Annotated in this window: 17 protein-coding genes; 13 read left to right on the top strand and 4 right to left on the bottom strand. The window is 36.2% G+C overall.

Going from position 1 to position 17,883, the window contains the following annotated elements:
- The 5 genes from KHA87_RS07310 (at position 1) to KHA87_RS07290 (ending at position 4,263) form a co-directional block, all read left to right on the top strand.
- Positions 1–942, top strand: a complete 942-nt coding sequence (locus tag KHA87_RS07310) for an ABC transporter permease subunit (RefSeq protein WP_213093428.1) — start codon at positions 1–3, stop codon at positions 940–942.
- Positions 939–1,931: a hypothetical protein gene (locus KHA87_RS07305; protein WP_213093427.1), complete on the top strand. Its 993-nt coding sequence runs from the start codon at positions 939–941 to the stop codon at positions 1,929–1,931. The genes KHA87_RS07310 and KHA87_RS07305 overlap by 4 nt, the downstream gene beginning before the upstream one ends.
- A 127-nt stretch (positions 1,932–2,058) precedes the next feature.
- The gene (locus KHA87_RS07300; RefSeq protein WP_213093426.1) at positions 2,059–2,307 is read left to right on the top strand and encodes a sigma-G-dependent sporulation-specific acid-soluble spore protein CsgA; all 249 of its coding nucleotides are present in this window, start codon (positions 2,059–2,061) and stop codon (positions 2,305–2,307) included.
- 64 nt (positions 2,308–2,371) lie between these two features.
- On the top strand, positions 2,372–2,563 hold the full coding sequence (locus KHA87_RS07295) for a YbxH family protein (protein ID WP_213094268.1): 192 nt from the start codon (positions 2,372–2,374) through the stop codon (positions 2,561–2,563).
- Between the two features lie 200 nt (positions 2,564–2,763).
- Positions 2,764–4,263: a S8 family peptidase gene (locus KHA87_RS07290; RefSeq protein ID WP_213093425.1), complete on the top strand. Its 1,500-nt coding sequence runs from the start codon at positions 2,764–2,766 to the stop codon at positions 4,261–4,263.
- Between the two features lie 47 nt (positions 4,264–4,310).
- On the opposite strand, the gene KHA87_RS07285 is transcribed toward KHA87_RS07290, so the two are convergent.
- The 4 genes from KHA87_RS07285 to KHA87_RS07270 all read right to left on the bottom strand — a co-directional run bounded on the left by KHA87_RS07285 (position 4,311) and on the right by KHA87_RS07270 (position 8,693).
- Entirely contained in the window at positions 4,311–5,687 is a 1,377-nt protein-coding gene (locus KHA87_RS07285) for an MFS transporter (protein ID WP_213093424.1), read from the bottom strand.
- Positions 5,687–6,253, bottom strand: a complete 567-nt coding sequence (locus KHA87_RS07280) for an isochorismatase family protein (protein WP_213093423.1) — start codon at positions 6,251–6,253, stop codon at positions 5,687–5,689. Before KHA87_RS07280 ends, KHA87_RS07285 begins: the two co-directional genes overlap by 1 nt.
- Positions 6,254–6,285: 32 nt before the next feature.
- Positions 6,286–6,741 (bottom strand): MarR family winged helix-turn-helix transcriptional regulator, encoded by a 456-nt coding sequence (locus tag KHA87_RS07275; protein WP_213093422.1) that lies wholly within the window; start codon positions 6,739–6,741, stop codon positions 6,286–6,288.
- Positions 6,742–7,040: 299 nt separating this feature from the next.
- The gene (locus KHA87_RS07270; protein WP_213093421.1) at positions 7,041–8,693 is read right to left on the bottom strand and encodes a glutamine--tRNA ligase/YqeY domain fusion protein; all 1,653 of its coding nucleotides are present in this window, start codon (positions 8,691–8,693) and stop codon (positions 7,041–7,043) included.
- Between the two features lie 321 nt (positions 8,694–9,014).
- Here KHA87_RS07270 and KHA87_RS07265 point away from each other — a divergent pair, with 321 nt between their 5' ends.
- From KHA87_RS07265 to KHA87_RS07230, 8 genes are all read left to right on the top strand, one after another.
- Positions 9,015–9,323: a CotD family spore coat protein gene (locus KHA87_RS07265; RefSeq protein ID WP_213093420.1), complete on the top strand. Its 309-nt coding sequence runs from the start codon at positions 9,015–9,017 to the stop codon at positions 9,321–9,323.
- Between the two features lie 266 nt (positions 9,324–9,589).
- Positions 9,590–10,171: a YitT family protein gene (locus tag KHA87_RS07260; protein WP_213093419.1), complete on the top strand. Its 582-nt coding sequence runs from the start codon at positions 9,590–9,592 to the stop codon at positions 10,169–10,171.
- 608 nt (positions 10,172–10,779) lie between these two features.
- Entirely contained in the window at positions 10,780–12,714 is a 1,935-nt protein-coding gene (locus tag KHA87_RS07255) for an endonuclease MutS2 (RefSeq protein ID WP_213093418.1), read from the top strand.
- Between the two features lie 69 nt (positions 12,715–12,783).
- The gene (locus KHA87_RS07250; RefSeq protein ID WP_213093417.1) at positions 12,784–12,963 is read left to right on the top strand and encodes an H-type small acid-soluble spore protein; all 180 of its coding nucleotides are present in this window, start codon (positions 12,784–12,786) and stop codon (positions 12,961–12,963) included.
- 435 nt (positions 12,964–13,398) lie between these two features.
- Positions 13,399–14,823, top strand: coding sequence for an NAD-dependent succinate-semialdehyde dehydrogenase (locus tag KHA87_RS07245; RefSeq protein WP_213093416.1), 1,425 nt, complete (start codon positions 13,399–13,401; stop codon positions 14,821–14,823).
- A gap of 149 nt (positions 14,824–14,972) precedes the next feature.
- Complete coding sequence (locus KHA87_RS07240; RefSeq protein ID WP_213093415.1) at positions 14,973–15,404, top strand: cell wall hydrolase; 432 nt, start codon at positions 14,973–14,975, stop codon at positions 15,402–15,404.
- 228 nt (positions 15,405–15,632) lie between these two features.
- The gene (locus KHA87_RS07235) at positions 15,633–16,268 is read left to right on the top strand and encodes a spore coat protein (RefSeq protein WP_213094267.1); all 636 of its coding nucleotides are present in this window, start codon (positions 15,633–15,635) and stop codon (positions 16,266–16,268) included.
- 409 nt (positions 16,269–16,677) lie between these two features.
- Positions 16,678–17,718, top strand: a complete 1,041-nt coding sequence (locus KHA87_RS07230) for a glycoside hydrolase family 15 protein (protein WP_213093414.1) — start codon at positions 16,678–16,680, stop codon at positions 17,716–17,718.
- The last annotated feature ends 165 nt before the right edge of the window (positions 17,719–17,883 follow it).

The following is a 17,883-nucleotide window of genomic DNA, read 5'->3' as shown; positions in this document are numbered from 1 at the left end:
ATGAATCTACTTTCACGATTATTTGGTAGTCTTTGTTTATGGTCTTGTATGGCATTAATCTTAATTTTCATCGTGTTGCTGCCAAGGGATACAGAGTCACATCGAGAGGGCTTTGTAGATGTAATGGCCTATCATTTTACATGGGAGAAATATAAAGAGAATATCGTTCATTATTTTGATGATGTAAAAACACATAAAAGTCTTGGTACTACAAATTTTGATGAACCTGTAGAAGTGGAGCTAGCACTATATTTTAAAAGAAGCATTGGAATACTTTTACCTGCTTTGTTTATAAGTGTTTTTTTAGGAATAGGGAAGGGTGTTTTTGATTATCGTTATCAAAATAAACTAGGCCGCTTTTTAGGAAAAGGATCTACTTGGTTAGGGCAGTCCGTCCCTGATTTTTTTCTTATTTTTCTCGTCCAAACGATTATTTCTATCGGGATGCGTCATGGACTACCACGCATGGATATGTATGGGGATGATCATTGGTATAATGTCTTTTTTCCAATCTTCTTTTTAAGCATGTATCCTGCTTTCATTATTGCTAGGTATACATCGCAAGCCTTAGATGAGGAGGATGAGCAAGATTATATTAAAACAGCTAAAGCAAAAGGGATTCCAGAGCGCATTATACTGTGGAAGCATATTTTACGAAATGCACTCCCGAAATTGTTGCAGCACTTTATGCCAATTGTTTTGACCTTATTTTCCGGTATGTTCGTTGTGGAATTTTTATCCTTATACCACGGAATAGGTGCTCGATTAATAACAGCAATCCATATTCGCTACTCCATTATGCCTGGAGAGCCATTGACGATTGACGTTGCAGCTGTAATTGGTTTTAGTCTTTTACTTATGGTTATGTTATTAATTGCGCAATGGATTAGTCAAATCCTTGATTATGTTCTAGACCCAAAAAGAAGGGAGAGTCATCAATGAGAAAAATACCTTCTTTATGGATTGGCATCATTGGATGTTCTATGTTCGCGATATTTTTCTTTTTTGGACCTTATTTGCCAAAGGTTGATAAAAATGTAACTCCCCATAGTTATGTGGTTGGGCCGAAAAATAATCTTGATTTTATGCTGCCCCCATTCTCTCCGAACAAAGATTTTTTACTAGGATCGGATAAAAAGGGGAGAGATATATATAGTGCGCTAATAATGGGAACGCGCGAGACCTTAACAACTGTACTGTCTATTTCCGTCTTCACGTTTTTTATTGCCATTCCTTTAGGGGTAGCAGCAGCTCATTTGTCGTTTTTCCGATACTTGCTGCAAGGATGGAATTACTTATTCTCAAGGTTACCAGTATTTTTTTATATTATTATCGTATCCACCATTCCGTTTTTTACCTTTTCCCCGCATCGGGCCATTTGGATGGTAGGATTTCTTATTGTCTTTGAGCTTGGGAAAGTAGGCGAAGTAGTATATAAAAGTGTTAAACTTATTCAAAATACAAGCTATTATGAAGCAGGCATTTTAGCAGGATCCAAACCTATCGGACTTTGGCAGCGTTATTATTGGCCGAACTGCTATCCACAATGGGTTGCCTATTTCGTACAACATATTGGAAGCATGCTGTTTTTGCTCGGGCAATTAGGGATATTTGGGATATTTATTTCACAAACTTTCTCGCAACTGGAAAGCCCCGCTTATTCCATTGATAATAGTGCCTTAGTATGGCCGATGTTCCTTTTTGATGTTTTAATTGATTTTGATGCTTTTCCATGGGTTCCGTTATTTGGTTCATTGTTTATTACATTGTCCATGTTTGCTTTTATATCGTTAGGGGAAGGAATATTAGAATATCATTCCAGAAAACATAAGGGCTTAATTATCCAACGAAAACCTTTTTTATTTCGATGGAGAAAAAATAATCATGAATTTTTTACAAAGGAAAACCGCGGAGAGACGAAAACAGGATGAAAATAGTGGAGATCCAAGAATAAATAGTTCTTGGATTTTTTTATTTTAGGAATGTATACATTTTTAGTAATATAAACACCTTCATTAGAGAACAATTTTAATAATAAATATGGAAAGGATGAAAAAAATGGATACTACCCTAGGTTATTTGCGCGAGTCAATGTCAAACCATATAAATCGTGGTGTAGGTCAACAGATATACAAGAAGTTAGTTAAAAATGATTATAAAAGCGAAGGAGAATTTGTAAGAGATTTAAATGAAGGGGAAATCGCCTTTCTAAATACAGTATTGGAAAAAGAATTAAGATACGCAAGAGAGGAACAGGACGAAAAAAGAGTAAAAGAGTTGAATGAGGTATATGAATTATTATTTTAGGTGAAGCATTATTTTTTCACATTATATTGTTTAGATGTGTTTAAACTATGTGGAGGTGTTAAAAATAGGGGCAATTGAAAGAAATGGTTACATATTTGAACCTGAATTCAGCGTAATTAGCCAAAATGGAGCAATTCATGTGTATCAAAATGGAGACTTTCTAGAAGAAATAAAATTTGATTTTTCAGGCAAATACCCGGAGCATGCAAAAATTGAAGCATTAGTGGACAAATACTGTGAGGAACATAATATTTAAGGATGGAAACATTCGGGTAGGTATAACATAATAATGTTATGTAAACTTAATGATTAATAAATAGATCCTAACAGGGATCTTTTTTTCGATTAAAAGCAAACAGAAATAGCGGTATTTTCTACTATTCAAGGTGAATAAAATCTATTAAAATTATTATGGTAGAATTCAAGTATTACATTCACTTTGAAAGGCAGGTTCAGATGTTGAAAAAATTACTCTACTCCTTTTTCGTATGTTTGCTTATTTTTTCAATATATTCTCCAACATCAAAAGCAGCAGCTTCTAAAGATCGAGTGATTGTAGTCTTTAAAAATAAAATTGATAAAAAAATGATCCATCAAGCGAACGGAAATATTAATCAATCCTTTAAGAATGTATCTGCAGTATCCATTAGTATTCCGAAAGAGAATATTGGAGCAATAAAAAACAATAAAAACGTTCTGGCTGTTGAACAAGATAAGATGGTAAAAATAACGGGACAACTGGTAAATTGGGGAATAAAGGATATTAATGCCCCATTATCTTGGAAATCAAAGTATACGGGGAAAGGAATTAAAATCGCTGTTTTAGATACTGGCATCTCCAAGCATGAAGATCTGGAAGTTTCCGGAGGAGCATCCTTTGTTTCTTATACAAAGTCCTTTAATGATGATAACGGACATGGAACTCATGTTGCCGGAATTATCGGGGCGAAAAATAATACTATTGGTGTGGTTGGAGTAGCTCCTGATGCTAGCCTGTATGCAGTAAAAGTCTTGGATTCTGAGGGTAGCGGCTATGTATCTGATATTATTTCGGGTATTGATTGGGCTATAAAAAATCAAATGGATATTATTAATCTTAGTTTCGGTACACCGGAGGATTCTGTGGCTTTACAGAAAATTGCAGATGAAGCCTATAATAAAGGGATATTGATTGTTGCTGCTGCGGGAAACGGTGGCCATTCCACTGGTGCAGGAGATACGATGGAGTATCCTGCAAAATATAAATCAGTAATTGGCGTCGGAGCAGTGGATCAAAATAATATAAGAGGTTCCTTTTCTGCAACAGGTTCAAACCTTGAAGTTGTAGCTCCCGGAATCAATATAGTAAGCACTTTCTTGAATAACGATTATGCATTTATGAGCGGTACTTCCATGGCTGCGCCGTTTGTTAGCGGAACTTTGGCATTGATAAAGCAGGCTAACCCTTCTTTAACGAATACTCAAATTAGGGAACAACTTGATCATTCAGCTATTGATATTGGTGTAAGAGGGAAGGATAATCTCTATGGTTTCGGATTAGTTCAAACACCATATATGACACCGGTACAAGGAAATACTGCAAACCAAAGTAAATCTGAATCTGTTAAGGTGCAAGACACTAAGAAAATAGGAAAGAAATTGGAGAAGAAAACTTTTTCTACAAAAATATCTACGTATAAAAATGTGTATCGCGCAGGGAATACGGTTTGGATCACTACGAAGGTAATAGATACTAGTACAAAGAAACCAATCTCCAAAGCTAGTATGAATTTAATCATAGATTCACCAAAAGGGAAAATAAAAAGCATTAAAGCAATTACGAATTCAAATGGGTTTGCATCCTTTAAAATGAATACCAAACAATCATTTACAAAAGGGAACTATCAGCTCAAAACAACTGTTAAAAAAGATGGTTATACAACAGGTTATAGTGCAAAAACAATAAAATTAAAATAGGGTGGCGAATTTGAATCGCTGCCCTATTTTATTATTTTTCAGTACTTTTACTTGGTTGTTAGTTTAAGGTGTAGGCTCTTTTTTACATATTGTAGGCTCAGCAAAATAGAAATAATGCTAATCATAATCATGATAGATCCTAATTCCACCATGTTTTTCGGAATAATTTCTTTTCCGAAAACAAGACCAAGTACGACAGAAGAGAGGATTGAACCTAAATACCTGCATGTTTGAAAGAGCCCCGAAGCAGTGCCGATAATATTTTTCGGTGCTGCATCCAGCATTGCAACTTGAAGGGCAACATTTCCGATTCCGTAACTTATCCCTAAAACAGATAAGATTACTCCCATTACTAAAATAGGAACATGTACGAAAAAGACCGTAAGAATTATAGCACCTATCAGCATTAGAATTGCACCGACCATAATTGGCAGCTTTACACCTGCTTTGTCTATCCATTTTCCGGTAAGAGGGGAGACGATGATACTGACACCAGACATGAAAAGCATTAATATTCCGCTAGTTCGCACACCTAAATGCATCTCATCCTGAAAATAAGTTGGTAGTCCGAAAAACAAGCAATAATTAAAAAGATTTAAGACAATAAACTGCAGATATACCGAAGATAAGGCACGATTTGTTCGAAAGAGACGAACATCGATAAAAGGTTCTTTTGCTTTTAATTCCCGCCAAATAAATAAGAAAACAAATCCGATTCCACCTACTCCTGCAAGATAATGTGGAGTAGTATTGAAGGATAAAAGAAACCAAAGCAGTAGAATCATTCCGATGGCAAATAAGAATATACCAGTAAAATCAAGATGACTAATGATGGTTTTAAAACTTGAGCCGTCTTGTTTCTTATCTTTTGGAAACATATACCAGCCAAGTAAAAAGCTTATCAATATAAATGGAAAATTAACTGTGAAAGTCGCCGGCCAATCGCCCCAAACAATTAAAAACCCTCCTAAAGTTGGTCCCAGTGCTGTCATCGCTGATGCAAAAATGGAAAGGACAGCAAGAGCAGAGGCTTGTCTTTCATGTATGTTAGTTTGAACAAGCGCTATTCCGGAAGGATAGATGGCGCCGCTTCCAATTGATTGAAATAATCTCATAATAAGCAGGATGAAAAAGGTAGGTGCAAGAGGAGCACCGAATGCCGAAATCGCCATAAGTATTAATCCAATGAAAAAAAGCTTCTTTCTGCCTATTAAATCCCCAATTTTTCCAGTAACAGGCTGTGCAATGGCACTGGCTAAATAAAAGGATGAAATAAGCCATGACACCGTTGTAAAGGAAAGATGGAAATCCCTTTGGATACTATGTAATGCTAATGAAATCATGGACGAGTTTAAAGGATTTAACATCGTGCCAGATGCGACGGCTGTAAGAAAAAGGGCACGGCTTTTCTTCCAATTTCTCATTATTTCACCTGAGTAAGGAACTCTTCCGTTGAACGTATTTTTCCGATTCTTGGAAAGGTAAATCGAATGGAAGAAGCATGTTCTTCTTCACTAAAGGTTGTCATTGCATCTGTAATAAATATTTGGTTATATCCATATTGGAATGCTTCACGGGCAGTACTTTCTACCCCAATATTGGTTGCGATTCCGCATAAGACGATGGTGTCAATGCCTCTTCTCCGTAGCTGTACATCCAAATCCGTGCCAAAGAATGCACCCCATTGTCGTTTTGTGACAATATAATCATTCTCCTTGACGTCTAGTTTCGGGTCAAACTCTGCCCAATCTGCCGGTCGTTCCTGCCTATTCAAATTCTTAGGTTGGTCCGTCTCAGGGCTTAAGGCATCTTTCCCATCATGAAAAGCTACACGAACAAAGCTGATGAAGCCATTTTGCTCCCGGAATTTTTGAACTAACTTAACGGCATTATCTACCACCTCATTACCGCCCGGAACGGAGACTATTCCTTTTTGTAAGTCAATAAGGACAAGTGCTGTTTTATTAAAATCTAAATTTAACTCATTCATGAAATATCCTCCTAAAATTTATGGCAGAAATACTACGATTGAATTCTTCGCATTGTTTCTATTTTTCGATTTAATTTCGTTATTAATTCAGCAAAAATGTCTTTTTCATCCTCTTTCCAATCGGAAAGAATTTCCTCATATGTAGCTCTTCTTACTTTTTTTGCTTTCAATAAAGCATTTTTTCCTGAGACTGAAATAGAAATAAAGTTGACCCGGCCATCGCTCGTATCTGAATTACGTTCAATATGGCCTTTTGATTCCAATGCTTGGATTTGTCTGCTCATTGTAGAAATATTAAGTTGAAAAATATCGGAAAGGGAGCGAATGGTTTTCGATCCTTCTTCCAGTAGTGTATGTAAAATTAAGTACCCTGAGCGGTCTAAGCTATTTTTCTCTCCATCAAGTGTTCGTTTAAAATCAGCTCTTCTCAGCAAAGTAACTATTTCCATTTCAATTCTGCCAATAGCATCATTTTCAATTGTTCCCATTATATCCTCCCATCCATACTATGAATTCCAATATAAAGCAGTTGTATTATATACAGATAAACTTTCATTATGCAAGTAATTGTAAGGATAAAAATGGACCATTGATTAAATCAATAGTCCATTTTACGATTAAGGCTCTTTTTGTAAACTTTATTGTGATTGGACCTTAATAAAGGTCAAACACTTAAGTTTCTAGACGATTTTCGCCAATGTTCTTAAGAATAGATAGCCCGAAGCATTTAAATTTACGGGTTGATAAACTTATACGAAAACAACAATATATGCGAAAATAGCCATGATTATAGTTTAAAAGAACTCTTTAAAGAAACAATTCGGTTAAAGACGAGCAATTCATCTGTCGTGTACTTAGGATCAACATTAAAATATCCGTGTCTAAAGAATTGAAACTTATCCTGCGGTTTTGCATCCTCCATATTATTTTCTACAAAACCATGGACCACTTCTAATGAGTTAGGATTGATTTTTTCGATAAATGATTTTTCATCCTCTTCATCGTCATCCAAAATCAATGAATCGTATAATCGAAATTCAGCAGGCTTCGCCTGTGTTGCTTCTACCCAATGAATTGTTCCTTTTACTTTTCTTCCAGTAAATCCAGTACCACTTTTCGTTTCGGGATCGTAAGTACAATGAAGCTCTACTACTTCACCATCTTCATTTTTTATTACTTCTTCACATTTGATAAAGTAGGCATGTTTTAGTCGAACCTCATTACCAGGGAAGAGGCGGAAGTATTTTTTTGGAGGATCCTCCATAAAATCTTCTTGCTCGATATATATTTCACGGGAAAACGGAATTTTACGTGTGCCCATTTCTGGTGCTTCTGGATTAATTTCGGCATCCAGCATTTCCACTTGGCCCTCCGGATAATTTGTAATCACAACCTTCAGAGGTTTTAATACTGCCATAGTACGTGGAGCCTTTAATTTTAAATCTTCACGAATAAAATGCTCGAGCATTTGAACATCCACGGTTGCATTATTACGAGCTACTCCAATTTCACGGCAAAATGCTTTTATAGCTTCTGGTGTGAAACCTCTTCTGCGCAGACCGGATATCGTTGGCATACGAGGATCATCCCAGCCATCAACGATACCTTCGTCGACCAGCTGTTTTAGTTTCCGCTTGCTCATTACCGTATTTGTTATATTGTAGCGACCAAATTCAATTTGCCGCGGAGTGGATTCCATTTCACAATTTTCAACTACCCAGTTATATAAAGGACGTTGGTCCTCAAATTCAATGGAGCATAGGGAATGAGTAATTCCTTCAATTGCATCCTCCAAAGGATGAGCAAAGGCGTACATTGGATAGATACACCACTTATCCCCTGTATTATGGTGAGTGGTATGGGAGATACGATAAATAACCGGATCACGCATATTAATATTCGGGGAGGACATATCAATTTTCGCCCTCAATACTTTTTCGCCATTTTGAAATTCGCCATTTTTCATACGACTAAATAAGTCGAGATTCTCTTCCACTGTTCGATTTCGATAAGGACTATCCTTCCCAGGCTCTGTTAAGGTTCCACGATATTCGCGGATTTCATCTGCAGATAAGTCTTCCACATATGCAAGTCCTTTTTTAATTAAAAGTACGGCGCGCTCATACATTTCATCGAAATAGTTAGAAGCAAAACAAAGATTCTCCCATTTATAACCGAGCCATTCGATATCCTTTTTAATGGATTCCACATATTCAACATCTTCTTTAACAGGGTTTGTATCATCAAACCGCAAATTTGTTTTTCCATTAAACTCAGCAGCAGTATCAAAATTGATGCTGATCGCCTTAGCATGTCCAATATGTAAATATCCGTTCGGCTCTGGAGGGAACCGAGTTATAATTTCCTTATGTTTTCCTGTCTTTAAGTCATCTATAATAATATTTTTAATAAAATTGGATGAATGACTGCTTGAATCCATACCTTTTCTCCTTCCATATAAAAAACCCATATTTTTTAATATACCAATTATGTACCTGAATTTGTAGAACTTTATCAATTTAATTTCAATATTTGCCTCACCCTATATTTTTAGCAGAAATCCTTATAAAAATCAAAGAAATCCTTATGTAGAGGGAATAAATTTAATCCACATACGAGCATTGTAAGGATATAGATTTTTTCTGAATAAAAAAATAACCATATAAAGGGGAGAAAATAGGTAAATTAATTAGTACAACTATCCCCTATGGCTCATAGTCTAATACTGTAAAGATAAAAATTGCGAAAGGGGATTTCAATAATGGACCATAAACATCATCCGGGTGGCTGCGGACCGATACATTGCCCACCGTCTTTTGCTCCAACACAATATGATCCCGGGACAGTTGATCCACCGCAAACGGCAGTAAAAACAACTTATTTCCCTCATGTAGTTCAGCATGTACACCCAACGCACACAGTCAATGTGAATAAGCATGTGTATACACATCAGCACTATTTTCCGCATACAGAATCGTGTATAAATGAATGTTGCGAACAGCATGTATTTTGCGGAGCTCCTGTAAATCCGTGTTGCCCGCCAATGCCACCGAGACCGTTTGGATTTTAATTAAATTATATTATCGGACCTCACATCATGTGAGGCCTTTTTTTGTAAAAGTTGTACTGTGGCTAAATATTGAAGTATTAGTTAAGTTACCCAAATGCAGTCTAAATATATTTGTATCTTTTTTTGAACTTTCTTAAAGTAAATAAGCAGGAGATAATTTGATGAATTTCAGTGAAAAATTTTTCTAATATACTTTTATTCACGGTATGAAGCCTGGCATTGTAACATATATCTTTATATAAGTATATGGGACAAGGATGATATGGATGGTAAAAAAACTCATAATGATCAGTATTGCCAGTACCTTAATTGCAATCGGAATAAATGTATTCATAATACCATTTCATTTATTAAATGGAGGAGTCTTTGGTATAAGCCTTTTATTAAAATACTTATTAGGTTTTAAGCTGGGATTGACTATTTTTTGTATTAATTTTCCTATATATTTAATAGCGTTTAAATTCGATCAAACCTATTTTTTTAACGCAATCATAGGACTAGTCATATCTACCATCATTATTGACTTGTTGCTTCCATTGAGTGGCATTATTCAGTTGCCTGTATTACTGAGTGCAGCTGTAGGCGGCTTATTTATTGGATGTGGAGTTGGCATAATGCTGAGAAATCACACAAGCCCCGGAGGTGTTGATTTATTGTCTTTACTAATGGCAAAATGGTTCTCCATTAATCCAGGGGTGTTTATATTATTGGTAGATGCTTTAATCATTGTTTCTGGACTAGTGATTTTAAAAGATATGCATTTAATGTATTCTTTGCTTACAGTTACAGTGGTTGGAATTGTTGTTAGTATTTTTACTTCCTTTAAGTCCATAAGCATTAATATTTAAAAGTATTCTAAATTAACATTGACAAAATGTGGCCTGATAACGTAATTTAGAAGTAGATTGTTGGAATATTAAAATAAGACAAGAAAATCTGTTTTGATAAAGGAGATTATTTTATGATTGGTGTCGTTCTTAACTAATCCGTAATTTTATACGGTCATTCTTTTTTAAGCTGTTTTCATATAGATTGTTAAAATCTAAAAGACGATTTTAACTTGTTGCTTTTACATTTTGTTATAAGTCCTAATAATGGTTTGTTAAGGGACATACTTTCTTAAAAAGATTGTTGTTTCTTAACCTTTATAAGGATGTTAATAAAAGTTTTTGTCTGCAAAAGCAACAATCTTTAAGAAAAGAGCGTTACTCAAGGTCGTTCCTGCAAATTTTTGCGAAAAGGTAACGTTTATTTGAGTTACAGTAAAAAGAATGAATGTTAAGAACGCATTCATAGCACATAGAAAATCTACGGAGCTATGTCTATTCGGCATAGCATTTTTATTTTTTCGTAGAGTATTTAGACAGGTTTTCTTTGTCTTATTTTCTTTTCTATAGCCGCAGAATGAACAATTGCGTTCATTCTGCGGCTTTTTTCATTATAAGGAGGAAGAACATTGAATCAAAACACATATAAGATCTTAGAATTTACTCGCATTAAAGAAGAAGCTGCCCATTTTGCATTAACAGATTTAGGGAAGGATCACATACTTAATATGGTGCCTTCTGTAAATAAGAAACAAATTGTATCCTGGTTGGAGGAAGTTGACGAAGCAGTTGAAATACTGAAGAAAAGTTCAAGCGTCCCTATTTCAGGTTTAAATGGCATCGATCAAATATTAAAGCAATTGAATAAAGGGTTAACCTTGCGTCCAGACCAACTCATGAAGCTGATTGATTTTTTATCATGCTGTAAAAAACTAAAAAGATTCATGAAGGACAAAGAGTTTTTAGCCCCAAGGGTTTCTGCCTATGTATACAGCATAGAAGAACTTCCAAATCTGCTTTCGGAATTAGAAAGAAGCATTCGAAATGGGGGGGTGGATGACTATGCCAGTAAGGAATTATTGAAGCTGCGGAAGCAAATTGGAATCTTGCAGGACCGATTAAAGGATAAAGTGCAGCAAATAGTTAGGTCTAATAAATATAAAACGTATATACAAGAAGCAATTGTAAGTGAGCGTAGCGGGAGATATGCTATCCCGGTAAAAAAAGAATACAAGGGCAAGTTTCCCGGTACGGTATTAGATGCTTCAGCATCGGGATCCACCTTGTATATAGAACCAGCAGAAATAACCACGTACCAGGATGAGATAAATGTATATAAAGCATATGAAGAAGCAGAAGTAGAGAGAATACTGACCTATTTAACGGGACTTGTAGAAGCCAATCAAGTACAAATACGTTTGGCCATGGAAACAATGGTTCATTACGATGTATTATTTGCAAGAGCAAAGTTTTCAAGGGCTATAGATGGTAAAAGTGTGGAAATCAATGATTACCATTATATTTATTTAAAAGAGGCAAGGCATCCTTTATTGGGAGCAAATGCAGTACCATTAACCATAGAAATCGGTGAAGATTACCGAGCACTTTTAATCACCGGTCCAAACACAGGTGGAAAAACAGTAACGATAAAAACAGTTGGATTATTAACTTTAATGGTGCAATCAGGCTTTCATATTCCGGTTGCTGAAGGAAGTCAAATAAGCATTTTTCAACAGATTTTGCTTGATATAGGCGACGGGCAAAGCATTGAACAAAACTTGAGTACGTTTAGCTCACATATGAAAAACATTATTCATTTATTAGAGGAGGCAAATGATCATAGTCTTATTCTTTTGGATGAACTTGGCTCCGGAACAGATCCGGGGGAAGGAATGGGATTAGCCACGGCACTTTTAAAAAGGTTTTTCCTAAAGGGTGCTTGTATTTTCGCAACTACTCACTATAGTGAGATAAAAGAATTTGCTGATAGGGAAGCTGGCTTCATAAATGGTGCGATGGAATTTGATATGGAAACACTGAAGCCGACATATCGATTATTGATTGGAAAAGGCGGGGAGAGTCAAGCGTTTGCCATCGCCTTAGAATTAGGTATGCACCCACAAATTATTGAAGAAGCCCATAAAATTACGTATAAAGAAGAAAAAACATATCCATTAAATGAAGATGATATGTGGAAGAAAAAAGCTATGGATAAGCAAATAGCCGTGCAACGTCATGTTCGAGACAAAAGGTTGAATAAAATCCCTAGTTTACCTTCGCAATTTACGAAAGGAGATAATGTCCGTATTTTAGCGACAGGTGAATTTGGCATCGTATACAAAGGACCTGATTCTATGGGAAACTATATCGTGCAAGTGAAGGATGAAAAAAGAATTTATAATCAAAAGCGGTTAAAGCTATATATTGCCGCAAAGGAATTATATCCGGAGGATTATGATTACGATATTATTTTCGAGTCCAAGGAAAACAGAAAGAAGATGAATGAAATGGAAAAAAGGCATGCAGAGGGGATGGTTATTGAAAGACAGGACGAATGGACATAACAAGTGAATAATTTTTTCTTTCAAACGAAAAATAAGATGACGATTTCGAACTTGGAGGAATGAATAATTATGGATACAAAACGAATCAAGCAAATTCTCTCAACTTCCGCAGAGATTGAAGTGAAATATCACGGCCAGTCTGTATGGATTGACGAGTTTCACGAAGGAGATGGCCTTGCTACTGTTCATTTACGAGGGCCATTAGAGGAGCGTTCTCAAGTTGCTGTTGCAGACTTAGTGGAAGAATAGATATGATGATACCCGCCTTTTTGAAAAGCGGGTATTTTTTATTGTGCTGGACAATGCGGATTGAAAAATATATACAAGAGCATGTCTATAAGACAAAATGGGGACTACACGCAAAAAAATGTCTACAAGAGCTCGTCCATAAGACAAAAAGATCTAATTTTTGAATAGTAATGTCCCATAAAAGAGTCAATAGGATGCTCCAACTCAGAAATACTTAATATAGCAAGTTTAAAAGACAAGAATACAAAGCCAGTCCCCCCCCCCCGAAATGTCCGATTAAGCAGATAAGGAAAAAATAAACAAAACAACAATCATAAATCTTTCCATAAATAACAATTTTCCTCACCTAGAAGTTTTACGTTTTTATACATAGGGAAACAAGTAGTATACTTATCAATAAATAGGTAAGAAATTCATTCGTTAGGGGGAGACAATATGTTAATTGAAAAAATGTATATTAATGGGGAATGGTTGACAACTGATGATGTCATCGACGTGTATAATCCTGCTACGAAAGAGAAAATCGGAGCCGTTCCAAATGGCGGAGAAAGGGAAGCGGAATTAGCAGTGACAGCCGCATATGCGGCACTGCCTAGATGGTCTAAATTAACGGCGGCAGAACGAAGTAAGCTTCTTATGAAGTGGTCTTACTTAATTGAAGAAAATCTTCATATACTTGCAGAAACTATGACGACAGAACAAGGAAAGCCTCTCCATGAAGCAAGAGGAGAAATTACATATGCCAATGATTATATTGTTTGGTATGCAGAGGAAGGAAAGCGGATTTACGGTGAAACGATACCAGCATCACATCCGAATAAAAGAATTTTTGTACAAAAACAACCAATTGGTGTCGTAGCAGCAATAACGCCTTGGAATTTTCCGGCGGCTATGATTACTAGAAAAATCGCTCCAGCATTAGCAGCCGGCTGTACTACAGTTTTAAAGCCGTCAGAGGAAACTCCTTTTACAGCATTAAAGTTAGTTCAATTAGCGGAACAAGCGGGAATTCCTAAAGGTGTGATAAACGTAGTTACGGGTGATGCACCGACCATTGCTAGTGTTTGGCAAAAGGACAGCCGTGTTCGCAAAATAACTTTTACGGGATCCACGGAGGTTGGAAAAATCTTAATGCGTGGTGCGGCGGATACAGTTAAAAAAGTTTCATTAGAATTAGGCGGACATGCCCCGTTTATCGTAACGGAAAATGCCGATCTAGATAAAGCAGTGGCAGGTGCAGCAGCATCCAAATTTAGAAATGCCGGACAAACATGTGTCTGTACCAATCGAATATATGTTGATAAAAAAATTGCAAAAGTATTTTCGGCGAAATTTGCAGATAAGGTTGCTAGTCTTAAAGTTGGAAATGGCCTAAATGATCAAGTGGACATTGGACCATTGATCAATCAAGAAGCAGCAGATAAAGTAAAAAGGCATATTGATGATGCTATTCAAAAAGGCGGAAGCTTATTAGTCGGAGGTAAACAGCTTTCCGAAACGGATGGATTCTTTTTTGAACCTACCGTCATTGAAAATGCGACGGACGATATGTACTGTATGACGGAGGAAACGTTCGGTCCCCTAGCTCCAATTGCAACATTCGAAACAATCGAAGAAGTAATTAAAAGAGCAAATAATACACCATATGGATTGGCTGCATATGTATTTACTGAGAATATTAAGGAAGCAGTTGAAATTGCAGAAGGGTTGGAATACGGAATTATTGGCTTAAATGATGGTGCTCCATCTGCAGCACAAGCTCCATTTGGCGGATTTAAAGAAAGTGGTTTGGGACGTGAAGGAAGCCGTTTTGGCATTGAGGATTATTTGGAAATTAAATACATTTCACTAAGTTTATAATTCGACATAATTTGTTTAATCCAATAAATAATTGTCTTTTTATGCGCTTGCCTGGGAAATGCCTAACGTAAAAATATAAAATCTAGTCCATCGTCATCATTTACCCCATTAAGAAATATGATAATCATGACAACAATGGAGGTGAGAGGATGGCGGTTGTAAAAGCTACAGATTCTGATATTGACTTGTTGGCAAGATTATTAAGAGCGGAAGCAGAAGGGGAAGGCGTATTAGGAATGATGCTCGTCGGAAACGTTGGAATTAATCGTATCAGAGCAAATTGTTCAGACTTCCAAGGACTTAGGACCATTCCGCAAATGATTTATCAGCCACATGCATTTGAAGCGGTTATACATGGATATTTTTATCAAAGAGCAAGGGACAAAGAAAGAACATTAGCACGCCGGGCCATTAACGGTGAGTATCATTGGCCGGCAAAATATAGCTTATGGTATTTCAGACCTCAGGGTGATTGCCCTCAGCAATGGTATAATCAGCCATTGGTAGGAAGATATAAGTTGCATTGCTTTTATGAACCAACAGCAGAAACCTGCCAAAATGTGTACAATACGTTTGGATAAATTATGAGCCTTAATGAAGGCTCTTTTTTTGTGCGATTTTTACTTATCATATGGTTATAATGGGTATATTTATTCTTAAAAGAATTATCTATAAGGTTTTTGTAGGAAAAAACAGCACCGAATTAAAAATTATCAATACCTTCCATTGAACATATGGATGTATATCTTTCGCTTGAAAAAACAAAATAAGAAAGATGTTTGATTAAATTTTTGGAGGGATGCGTAATGATGCAGAATCAGCAAGGACAAACACATCAAAATATGCATACAGGAAATGTTCCTCAGAATATGAACCATGGCGGTCACGAGGTAATGGATGTTTCCGAAGTATTATCTGGTGCAATTGGTACGATGGATCAGTATACAATGCTTAAAGAACATGTAAAGGATCAAGAACTAATGGGGATCCTTGACCGTCAATATCAATTTATGCAGCAAGAATATAATACAACGTTAGATTGCTTTAAAACCGGACAAGATCCGGCAGTGCCTACCCAGAGCTACAAAATGACTCAAGACAATGATTTTGTATATGGATTAAAACCATCTCAGCCAAAAAAACCTGTTCAATCTGCAAATGAGTTAACGGATCAATGTGTATCTAGTTTAATGCTTGGTGCGGTTAAAGCATCTGCATCTATGAAAACAATGGCTGCAATGGAAACAACCAATCCTGTTGTACGCCGCGTTCTCGCTGATTCTATACCAAACTGCATTGAAATGGCATATGAATTATCCTTATACCAAAACAAACATCATTATTATCAAGTACCGCAATTTGCTGCAGCAGATATGCAGCAAATGGTGAACGGATTTGCACCTGCAGGTGGTCAACAAATGCAAAATAATAACATGATGCATTAATTTGCGAGAGAACAGCTACCCATTTTATTAAGATGGGTAGCTGTTTTATGTGAAAAATTCTTGAGATTGGTGTACTTTTACAAAAATAAAGTTAATATGATGAAATCTTTTTTAAAAAGCGGCGGAACTTTTAAGGGGATTACGAAGAAAAATAATGATAATATGTGTAACTTGGTAACCTTTAGTAAAAGGTTCGGAATTTAACATGGAATGTCAAAATAATGAAGCCGTATAGGTTTTGATACCCATTCAACCCCAAAAACCGTGATACCCGTCTATTTTGTTATCAATTTTAAAAGCCTTTTCATAAATTAATGGTAGTACATTAGTTTATCACAAGGTTTTTAAGTGAAAAATATAGATATAAACCGTTCCAGTAGTAAATATTTCCTGGAGGTGTGCATGAAAATTGAACTTAGACAAAGCGTTACAAGTTCTAGATCAAATGCGTCTGCCGAACGGTGCGTATATTGCCAGCCCTTCAAAGGATTACAGTTATGTTTGGATTCGTGATATTTTCTATACAACTTTACCGTTTTTAAATACACCATCTGACCGTTTTGAAAAAGCATATCATGCTATGCTTGATTTATTTAAACGGTATGAATGGAAAATTGATATTCATACAAAAAAGAAACCAAAGTTTCTTTATGAATATATTCATTCCCGTTATTCGATGGATCTTGAGGAAATGAATGTGGAATGGGGCCATGCGCAAAATGATGCGATAGGTGCATTTTTATGGGGAGTTGGCGAAGGGCTTAGACATGGTCAGAGAGTTATAAGAGATGAAGATGACCTTCGGATTGTAAAAAAGCTGGTAGACTATCTGGAATGTTTGGAATATTGGCGTGCAGAGGATAATGGCATGTGGGAGGAAAATATAGAGCTTCATTCTTCTAGTGTTGGAGCGTGTGTGGCAGGGCTAAATGCAGTAAAAATGCTAGTGGATGTTCCTCCTGAGATTATTACAAAGGGAGAAGAAACCTTACAAAGATTGCTTCCAAGAGAAAGTGAATCAAAAGAAACTGATTTGGCCTTGCTTTCACTAATTTTTCCGTACCGGGTTATTGAACGATCTATGGCACTAAAAATTATCCAAAGAGTCACATGTTTCCTTGAGCGTAGTAACGGATGTATACGCTATCAGCATGATCAATATTATAACGAGGGCAGTGAAGCGGAATGGTGCTTTGGATTGCCTTGGCTCGGTCTTTGTTATTTAGAATTAGGGATGTGTCATAAGGCAGAGGAATATCGTTTGAAAACGGAGAGAATTATATCCGAAAACAACTGGAAAATTCCCGAATTGTATATTGGCGGTCGGAATATCCCAAATGGGAATACACCACTTGCTTGGAGTGTTTCACTATCCTATTTATTTTTAAAGTCAATGAGGGAGAAGGAACGAAACCAGGCTCCGTTGTATGATGCAGCAAATAATGAATAATGTATGAGAAAGCTTCTCCTATTGGGGGAGCTTTTGTATTTGTTACTTTTTAGTTTTTCTAGACAAAACTAGACATTATTCATCGCAGGAATAAGTACTAGACAGCTAGAAAAATAATTTAATCACACATTGACGCACTAAAGTGAAGAAAAGAAGTACATCAAT

It is taken from the genome of Bacillus sp. FJAT-49736 (assembly GCF_018343615.1).
Lineage (GTDB): Bacteria > Bacillota > Bacilli > Bacillales > Bacillaceae_C > Margalitia.
The sequence above is the reverse complement of the archived record's forward strand: the minus strand, read 5'-3'. Positions and strand labels throughout refer to the sequence as shown.